General features: G+C 66.1%; 7 protein-coding genes. 1 reads left to right on the top strand and 6 read right to left on the bottom strand.

Going from position 1 to position 6,734, the window contains the following annotated elements:
* Positions 1-922, bottom strand: a 922-nt coding sequence (locus tag AC5RWT_RS13705; RefSeq protein WP_494080661.1) for a fumarylacetoacetate hydrolase family protein, incomplete at its 3' end; no start/stop codon positions are given.
* Positions 923-1,246: 324 nt separating this feature from the next.
* On the opposite strand from AC5RWT_RS13705, the gene AC5RWT_RS13700 reads away from it, so the two are divergent.
* Positions 1,247-2,185 (top strand): zinc-binding dehydrogenase, encoded by a 939-nt coding sequence (locus AC5RWT_RS13700; protein WP_494045725.1) that lies wholly within the window; start codon positions 1,247-1,249, stop codon positions 2,183-2,185.
* 90 nt (positions 2,186-2,275) lie between these two features.
* Here AC5RWT_RS13700 and AC5RWT_RS13695 read toward each other — a convergent pair whose 3' ends face one another.
* The 5 genes from AC5RWT_RS13695 to AC5RWT_RS13675 all read right to left on the bottom strand — a co-directional run bounded on the left by AC5RWT_RS13695 (position 2,276) and on the right by AC5RWT_RS13675 (position 6,675).
* A complete protein-coding gene (locus tag AC5RWT_RS13695; protein ID WP_494080659.1) occupies positions 2,276-3,319 on the bottom strand; it encodes a serine/threonine-protein kinase in 1,044 nt (347 codons plus the stop codon).
* 88 nt (positions 3,320-3,407) lie between these two features.
* On the bottom strand, positions 3,408-4,214 hold the full coding sequence (locus AC5RWT_RS13690) for an alpha/beta fold hydrolase (RefSeq protein ID WP_494080658.1): 807 nt from the start codon (positions 4,212-4,214) through the stop codon (positions 3,408-3,410).
* 2 nt (positions 4,215-4,216) lie between these two features.
* The gene (locus tag AC5RWT_RS13685) at positions 4,217-4,549 is read right to left on the bottom strand and encodes a biotin/lipoyl-containing protein (protein WP_494080657.1); all 333 of its coding nucleotides are present in this window, start codon (positions 4,547-4,549) and stop codon (positions 4,217-4,219) included.
* On the bottom strand, positions 4,542-5,510 hold the full coding sequence (locus AC5RWT_RS13680; protein WP_494045865.1) for an alpha-ketoacid dehydrogenase subunit beta: 969 nt from the start codon (positions 5,508-5,510) through the stop codon (positions 4,542-4,544). Before AC5RWT_RS13680 ends, AC5RWT_RS13685 begins: the two co-directional genes overlap by 8 nt.
* A gap of 118 nt (positions 5,511-5,628) precedes the next feature.
* Complete coding sequence (locus AC5RWT_RS13675; RefSeq protein ID WP_494080656.1) at positions 5,629-6,675, bottom strand: thiamine pyrophosphate-dependent enzyme; 1,047 nt, start codon at positions 6,673-6,675, stop codon at positions 5,629-5,631.
* Positions 6,676-6,734: the final 59 nt, after the last annotated feature.

Raw genomic sequence — 6,734 nt, 5'->3', positions numbered from 1 at the left:
GCGTGCGCGCGGTGCCGATGACCTTTTGGCCGGGCTTGGTGGCCAGCAGGCCGTCAACGCTGACGTTGTTCAGCCCGCGCTTGCGCAGCGCGCCGGAGATGGTGGCCGTGGCGACCGAGAGCAGCTTGGCCTTGACATCCTCGGTCAGCGCGGACTTGCCGGTGACCGCCGGGGCCAGGCCGGCGGCTTCTTCGCTGCCGAAGGCGTCGATCCGGTCCTGGTCGGTGACCTTCGGGGTGTTGCCGAAGGAGGCAAATTCCGCTTCGCCCTGGGTGACGGTGGTGGACAGGCGGCCGGTGCTAAGGCCGGCGGCTTCGTCGGATACCTCAACCTCGACGACGTCGTCCGGCACGATCACGGAGGAGCCGGCCGGGGTGCCGGTGAGGATGACGTCGCCCGGGTGCAGGGTCATCAGCTGGGACAGGTCGGCCACAATCCGTGCAAAGGAGAAGATCAAGCCGGCGGTGGTGTCGTCCTGGACAACCTCGCCGTTGACCCAGGTGCGGATCCGCAGCGCGTCCGGGTTGACCGATGCGGCCGGCAGCAGTGCCGGTCCGATCGGGGTGAAGCCGTCGCCGGACTTGGAACGGATGTTGGAGCCCTTGTCCGCGTACTTGATGTCGTAGACGCCCAGATCGTTGCTGGCGGTCACGTGGCCCACGTAATTCCAGGCTTCCTCGACGGAGACGCGGCGGGCGGGCTTGCCGATGATCAAGGCGATTTCACCCTCGAAGGCCAGCAGCTCGGTGTTGGCGGGACGCTCCACGGTGCCGCCCGAAAGGGCCAGCGAGGAGGAAGCCTTCATGAAGTAGGAAGGGTTGGCGGGAACCCGTCCGCGCTGTGCAGCCCGGGAGCTGTAGGAGAGGTGTACGGCCAGCACCTTGCCGGCGTCCTCCAGGATCTTGCTATCCACCGCCTGCAGCGTGGCGGCGGACTGGGTGACGTTGCCTTCGGACAAAGCAGCCTCCTGTGAAGTACGAAATCGTATACGATCCATCATCCCGTGTGGCGGAAGCCACGTCAAGGGGCTGGCGAAACATTTCTCGAGCGATCGGTCGGCCTCGCCCTCATTGGCCACCTGTCTGCCTCGGGTCCGCGCGGGGCGGGCTGTTCCTTGCCGGGTGATGCCAGGCCGTTGTGCGGTGGGGTGGCCGACCATCTCTGTGCTTTGCATTCCAGCGGAATGGCATAGAGTGAATGCATACGCATGGATTTGCATGCGTACCGCTAAGGAAGTGATTGTGTAATGAAGGCTTGGCAGTTTACAGAAACCGACGCACCTCTCTCGCTCAATGAAGTGCCTGCACCGGAACCTGCTGCGAATGAAGTTGTCCTGGATATCAAGGCCGCTGGGCTGTGCCACAGCGATGTCGGGTTCATTGATGGCACCTTGACAGGACTGCTTCCGTTCCGGCCGATCACGCTCGGACATGAGATCGCTGGTATCGTCTCAGCCGTCGGTGCGGACGTCACCACTTTCTCGGTGGGCGACCGAGCCGTTATTCCCGCCGCGATCGAAGGACCCGGCACCTCGCTAGACGGGGGCTTCGCGGAGAAGGTGAAGGCCCCCGCGCGGCTGGTGGCGCCGTTGCCCGACGGCGTGCCATTTGACCAGGCAGCGGCCGCAACGGATGCCGGCATGACCTCCTACCACGCCATGATGGTCCAGGGCGGACTCAAGCCCGGGATGAAGGTCGGGGTCATTGGCCTGGGTGGTTTGGGATCCCTCGGAGCGCAGACGGCGATAGCCAACGGCGCAGAACTTTACGTGGCCGAAATCAATGAGAAGGTGCACGCGATGGCACTTGAACTTGGTGCCACGGCGGTAGCCAAGGACATACGGGACTTTGCCGACAAAGGGCTGGACCTCGTGGTCGACTTTGCCGGCTTCGGTACTACTACCGCCGGCGCCGTGGACATCGTTCGTCGCGGCGGCCGCGTCGTCCAGGTGGGGCTCGGACGGAGCGAGGGCACCATCAACCTCCAGCAGCTCACGCTGAACGAAGTCGAGCTGGTCGGTTCCCAGGCAGGAACGCTGCAGGACTGCGCCGACGTGCTTCAGCTGATGGCAGACGGCAAACTTTCGGCCCATATCAGCCAGATTTCCTTCGACGAGATCGGAGAAGGCATCGGCAAGTTGGCTCGCGGTGAGGTTATTGGCCGGTTGGTCGCTGTGATCGACTGATCCGGTTAAGTTCATCCGACCCCTAGCCACTTGCACAAGGCACCTCCAGCCCAGAGCTGGGGGTGCCTTGGTTGGCTCTGAACGTCTGCCTCAGCCCACGCTGGGAGCGCGGTTCGGGGGCGCGGGAATGGCGAGATTTCCGGTGGTATTGCCGCCGGTGCGCTCTTCGGGTGACGCGACGGCCGGCCCCCCGATTGTGGGCAGCCCGGCCACAGGGGACACAGCCGCGATTGAGGCGGCGGCAACGTTGCCGGTTCCATCTCCGCTGGAGCCCAGCGCGGGGGAAATCAAGGCCGACTGCTCGGGCAGCGGGGCTTCCGCCAGGTTTCGTAGGCTGACGGCAACCTCGTGCGCGGTGGGACGCGCGTCCGGGTTGCGGCTGGTCATGAGGGTCAGCAGGTCTTTCCAGTGGTCGGGGAGCGAGTCCGGAATCTCCGGGTCGCGCAGCAGCCGGGCCAAGGCAGCCTCCATCGGTGTGCCGGAAAAGGCCTTCTCGCAGGTGAGGCATTCGAGCAGGACCAGTGCCAGCGAGTACACATCGCTGGCTCCGGTGACCGGGTGGCCCAATGCCTGTTCCGGGCTGAGGTAATTGGCGGTTCCGATGGTTGCGCCCTGGGCGGTGGCCATGCTGGCTTCGACCATCCGTGCGATGCCGAAATCGGACAACTTGGGGTGGTGGCGGGTGTCCTCGGCGTGGCCGTTGGCCAGCAGGATGTTGGCAGGTTTCACGTCGCGGTGAATCACGCCTTGGTCGTGGATGTAGTTCAGTGCGTCGGCCAGATCGGCGCCAATCTGCGCCGTTTCGACGGAGGTGAGCGGACCGCCACGCAATCTGCGCCGGAGGTCGGCTCCTTCAATCAGTTCCATGACCAGAAAACTGGTGGTGGCGCCGTCGTCGGCGATGTGCAGGCCGGCGTCCAACAAGGTGACCAGGCCGGGGTGATTCAGGGTGGCCAGCAGCAGGGTTTCGGTATGCTGCCGCCGGTACTCGTCGTCATCGGGCGTCGTCGGCGCGAACATCTTGACGGCCACGTCGCGGCCCAGGGATTCATCCACGGCCCGGTACACGGATGCTGCTCCACCGGTGCCGATAAGCTCCCGTGTCCTGTAGCGCCCGCCCAGGATTGTCTCCATCAAGCCTCCACGCCCCAGGATTTTGCTGTCGTCGGCAATTGTACCGATGATCAGCCTGCTTCACGTCTATGGTTGCACGCGAAAAGGGTTATCCGGCGAGGAATTCGATGGCCGCGGTCTTAAAGGTGCGGGAAGTCACCGCATTGGCGTGGGTACGGGCCGGCAGCCACATCAATTCGGCCGCCTCCGCAAGCGCGGCCAGCTTGGGAGCGGTGGTCGCCAGGTCGTCCCTGTCGCCGGCCACCAGGAGCACCGGCATTTTCGGCACGGCCTCGGCGGGCACGAACGGTTCCGTCTTGATCGCCTCGATCATGGTCATCAGCGCAAAGATATCGTTGGACGGCACCAGCTTGGCCATTCGCAGCAATTCAGCGGTATTGACGTCCTCAATCGGCGTCCCGTCGGCCAGGAAACGCTGGGCAGCACGCAGGTCGAAGTCGGCCAGCGGGTCCGCGCTGCCCGGGCCGCCGAGCACCATCCGCCGGACCAGTTCCGGCTGGGTGGCGCCGAATTCCCAGGCCAGCCGCGCACCCAAGGAGTAGCCGATCAGGTCCACCCCGGTGTCGCCGTCGTCCTCTTTCAAGAGACGGACCTTGGCGTCCTGGATCAGCTGCAGCAGGTCGGCGCGGATCCGGCTGGGCGTGTAGGCGTCCATTTCTTCGGGAGCCGTGCTTTCGCCGTGCCCGGGAAGATCCACCGTCACCACGCGACGGCCCGCCTGGGTCAGCGCCGTGATCCAGCCGGCGTCCTCCCAGTTGAGCTTGGCGGAGGAGGCAAAGCCATGGAGCAGGATCACGGGCCGGCGAGGGCCTTCGGTGCCCTCGGCGGCCTCGTACACCTGCACGTGCAGGTGCGGGTCGACGCCTTCAACGGTGTGCTCCCGGTGGGTCTTCATGCTTAGTCCTCGTCGTCGAGCGCCGCGGTCAGGCGGACGCGGCGCTTGGGCGCTTCTTCCTTCGGTATAGTGCCCACAATACCGGCGGTGTCGTCGGGGACCTCGAAGACAATCAGCGGTTCGCCCACCTTGATGGTGTCGCCGGGTCCGCCGTAGATTTTCACCACTTTGCCGGCCTGCGGCGAGGGCAGCTCAACCGCTGACTTGGTGGTCTCCACTTCCACCAGGGGGTGGTTGCGCTCGATCTGCTCGCCCTCGGCAACCAGCCACTCCAGCACGGTCGCCTCGATCAGGCCTTCGCCCAAATCGGGCAGGGGGAACGAAATTTCAGCCACGGCGATACTCCAATACTCGCTGGATCCCGAACAGGATGCGGTCAATGTTGGGCACGTACTCGTCTTCCAGATCTCCTGAAGGGTACGGTACGTCGAATCCGGTCACCCGCTCAACGGGTGCACGCAGGGTGCCGAAGCAGCGTTCCGTGATCAGCGCCGCCACTTCGGCGCCCAGGCCGGAGGTCAGCGGCGCTTCGTGCACGACGACGGCGCGTCGCGTCTTGGCCACGGACGCGGCCAAACCTTCGGCATCGATGGGCTTGAGCCAGCGCAGGTCCAGCACCTCGATGTCGATGCCGTCTTCGGCGGCGAGTTCGGCCACCTGCAGGCAGCGGGCCACCATGGCGCCCCAAGCCACCAGGGTCAGGTGCTTGCCCTCGCGGACAATCCGCGACCCCTCGGGGGAGTAGCCGGCGGCGCTGGTGTCTACCGGCCCCTTCTGCCAGTAGCGGGACTTCGGCTCCATGAAAATCACCGGGTCCGGCCGGGTCGCGGCGTGCTTGAGCAGGTGGTAGGCCTCGTTCGGGCTGGACGGCGAGACCACTTTCAGGCCGGGTACGTGGGCGAACAGCGATTCCAGCGACTCGCCGTGGTGCTCCGGGGCGCGGATGCCGCCGAAGCTGGGGACCCGCAGCGTGATGGGCATCGGCATGGTGCCGCGGCTGCGGTAGTTCATTCGGCCCACTTGGCAGACAATCTGGTTGATCGCCGGGTAGGCGAAGCCGTCGAATTGCACCTCGGGGATTGGGTGGTAGCCGGCCATGGCCAGACCCACCGACATGCCCAGGATGCCCGATTCGGCCAGCGGAGTGTCAAAGACCCGGTCTTCGCCAAACCGCTTCTGCAAGCCGTCGGTGATCCGGAAGACGCCGCCGAGCAGCCCGACGTCCTCGCCCAGCACCAGTGCCTTGGGGTTGTCCTCCAGCACCTCCGCCAGGGCGCGGTTCAGTGCCTGCTGCATGGAGAGGGTCTCGACGGCGGCGACGATGCCGGGCTCCACCACGTCTACGGAGGCCTGCTGGGCATCGGTTGCAAACGTGTTGTCGATGGCGGCTTCGAGGTCGCTGAGGGTGGTGTGCTCAGACATGCTCGGACTCCTCTCGCCAGGCGCGTGCCTGGGCCTGCAAGGCGTGGGTGGGTTCTTGGTAGACAAAATCGAACATTTCGGTGCCCGGACGGGAGCCAAGTGCTCCCACGCCGTTGCGGATCCGTTCCTCTTCTGCCTGGGCCGCTTCGAGGGCTTCGTCGAAAAAGTCCTCGCCGGCGATGCCGTCGGCCAGCAGCCGGCTGCGCATCCGGGCGAGCGGATCCTCGCCGCCGTCGGCGCGTTCCTCGGCCAGCGTGCGGTAGCGGCCGGGATCGTCGCTGGTGGAGTGCGGGCCGCGGCGGTAGGTCATGGCTTCCACGATGGCCGGGCCGTTGCCGGAGCGGGCGTGGGCCAGAGCGGCAGCCGTGGCCTGGTGGACGTCCACCACGTCGTTGCCGTCCACCTGGAGGGACGGCATGGCGTATCCGGCCGCGCGGGCGGCCACCGAGCCGCCGGCCACCTGGCGCTCGGTCGGCACCGAGATGGCGAAACCGTTGTTCTGGATGAAGAACACCACCGGGGCCTTCATAACGGCGGCGAAGTTCATGGCTTCATGCACGTCGCCCTGCGAGCTGGCGCCGTCGCCGAAGTAGGTGATGGCCACGCCGAGTTCGCCGGCAGGGGTGCCGGAAAGCGTCTGGCCGTGGGCCCAGCCGACGGCGTGCAAAACGGAACCGGCCACCACGGCCTGGATCGGCGCGAAGCGGGCGGCCTGAGGATCATAGAGTCCGCCGTGCCAGCTGGCCTTGTGGGTGGACATGTACTCGACCATGTCCACGCCCACGGTCCGGGCCACGCCCATTTCCCGGTAGGTCGGAAAGACGAAGTCCCGCGCCATGTCCAGCGCGTACCCGCTGCCGACCTGTGCGGCTTCCTGGCCCAGTTCCGGCGCGTAGCCGGGAATCAGGCCCTGGCGCTGCCAGCGGATGGCTGATTCGTCCAGATGGCGCACCGCCACCATCAGCCGGTAGAGCTCCTTGAGGTCTTCGGCGGACAGGTCGGGCTGGGCCGACGGGTCCAGGGCAAGAACGTCGCTCATGCCTGCTCCTCCACGTAGTTTCGGTGCCGTCGGCCCGCCCCTCATGCGGGGGCCGACGG

This window comes from Arthrobacter sp. Dra40 (genome assembly GCF_059091905.1).
Note: the sequence above shows the minus strand (reverse complement) of the source record. Positions and strands in the feature narration are given on the sequence as shown.

What these genes read in the sequence shown, in the direction of transcription:
- AC5RWT_RS13700 (WP_494045725.1), top strand. Translation starts at nt 1,247, where the DNA reads ATGAAGGCTTGGCAGTTTACAGAAACCGACGCACCTCTCTCGCTCAAT.
- AC5RWT_RS13695 (WP_494080659.1), bottom strand. Translation starts at nt 3,319, where the DNA reads ATGGAGACAATCCTGGGCGGGCGCTACAGGACACGGGAGCTTATCGGC.
- AC5RWT_RS13690 (WP_494080658.1), bottom strand. Translation starts at nt 4,214, where the DNA reads ATGAAGACCCACCGGGAGCACACCGTTGAAGGCGTCGACCCGCACCTG.
- AC5RWT_RS13680 (WP_494045865.1), bottom strand. Translation starts at nt 5,510, where the DNA reads ATGCAGCAGGCACTGAACCGCGCCCTGGCGGAGGTGCTGGAGGACAAC.
- AC5RWT_RS13675 (WP_494080656.1), bottom strand. Translation starts at nt 6,675, where the DNA reads ATGAGCGACGTTCTTGCCCTGGACCCGTCGGCCCAGCCCGACCTGTCC.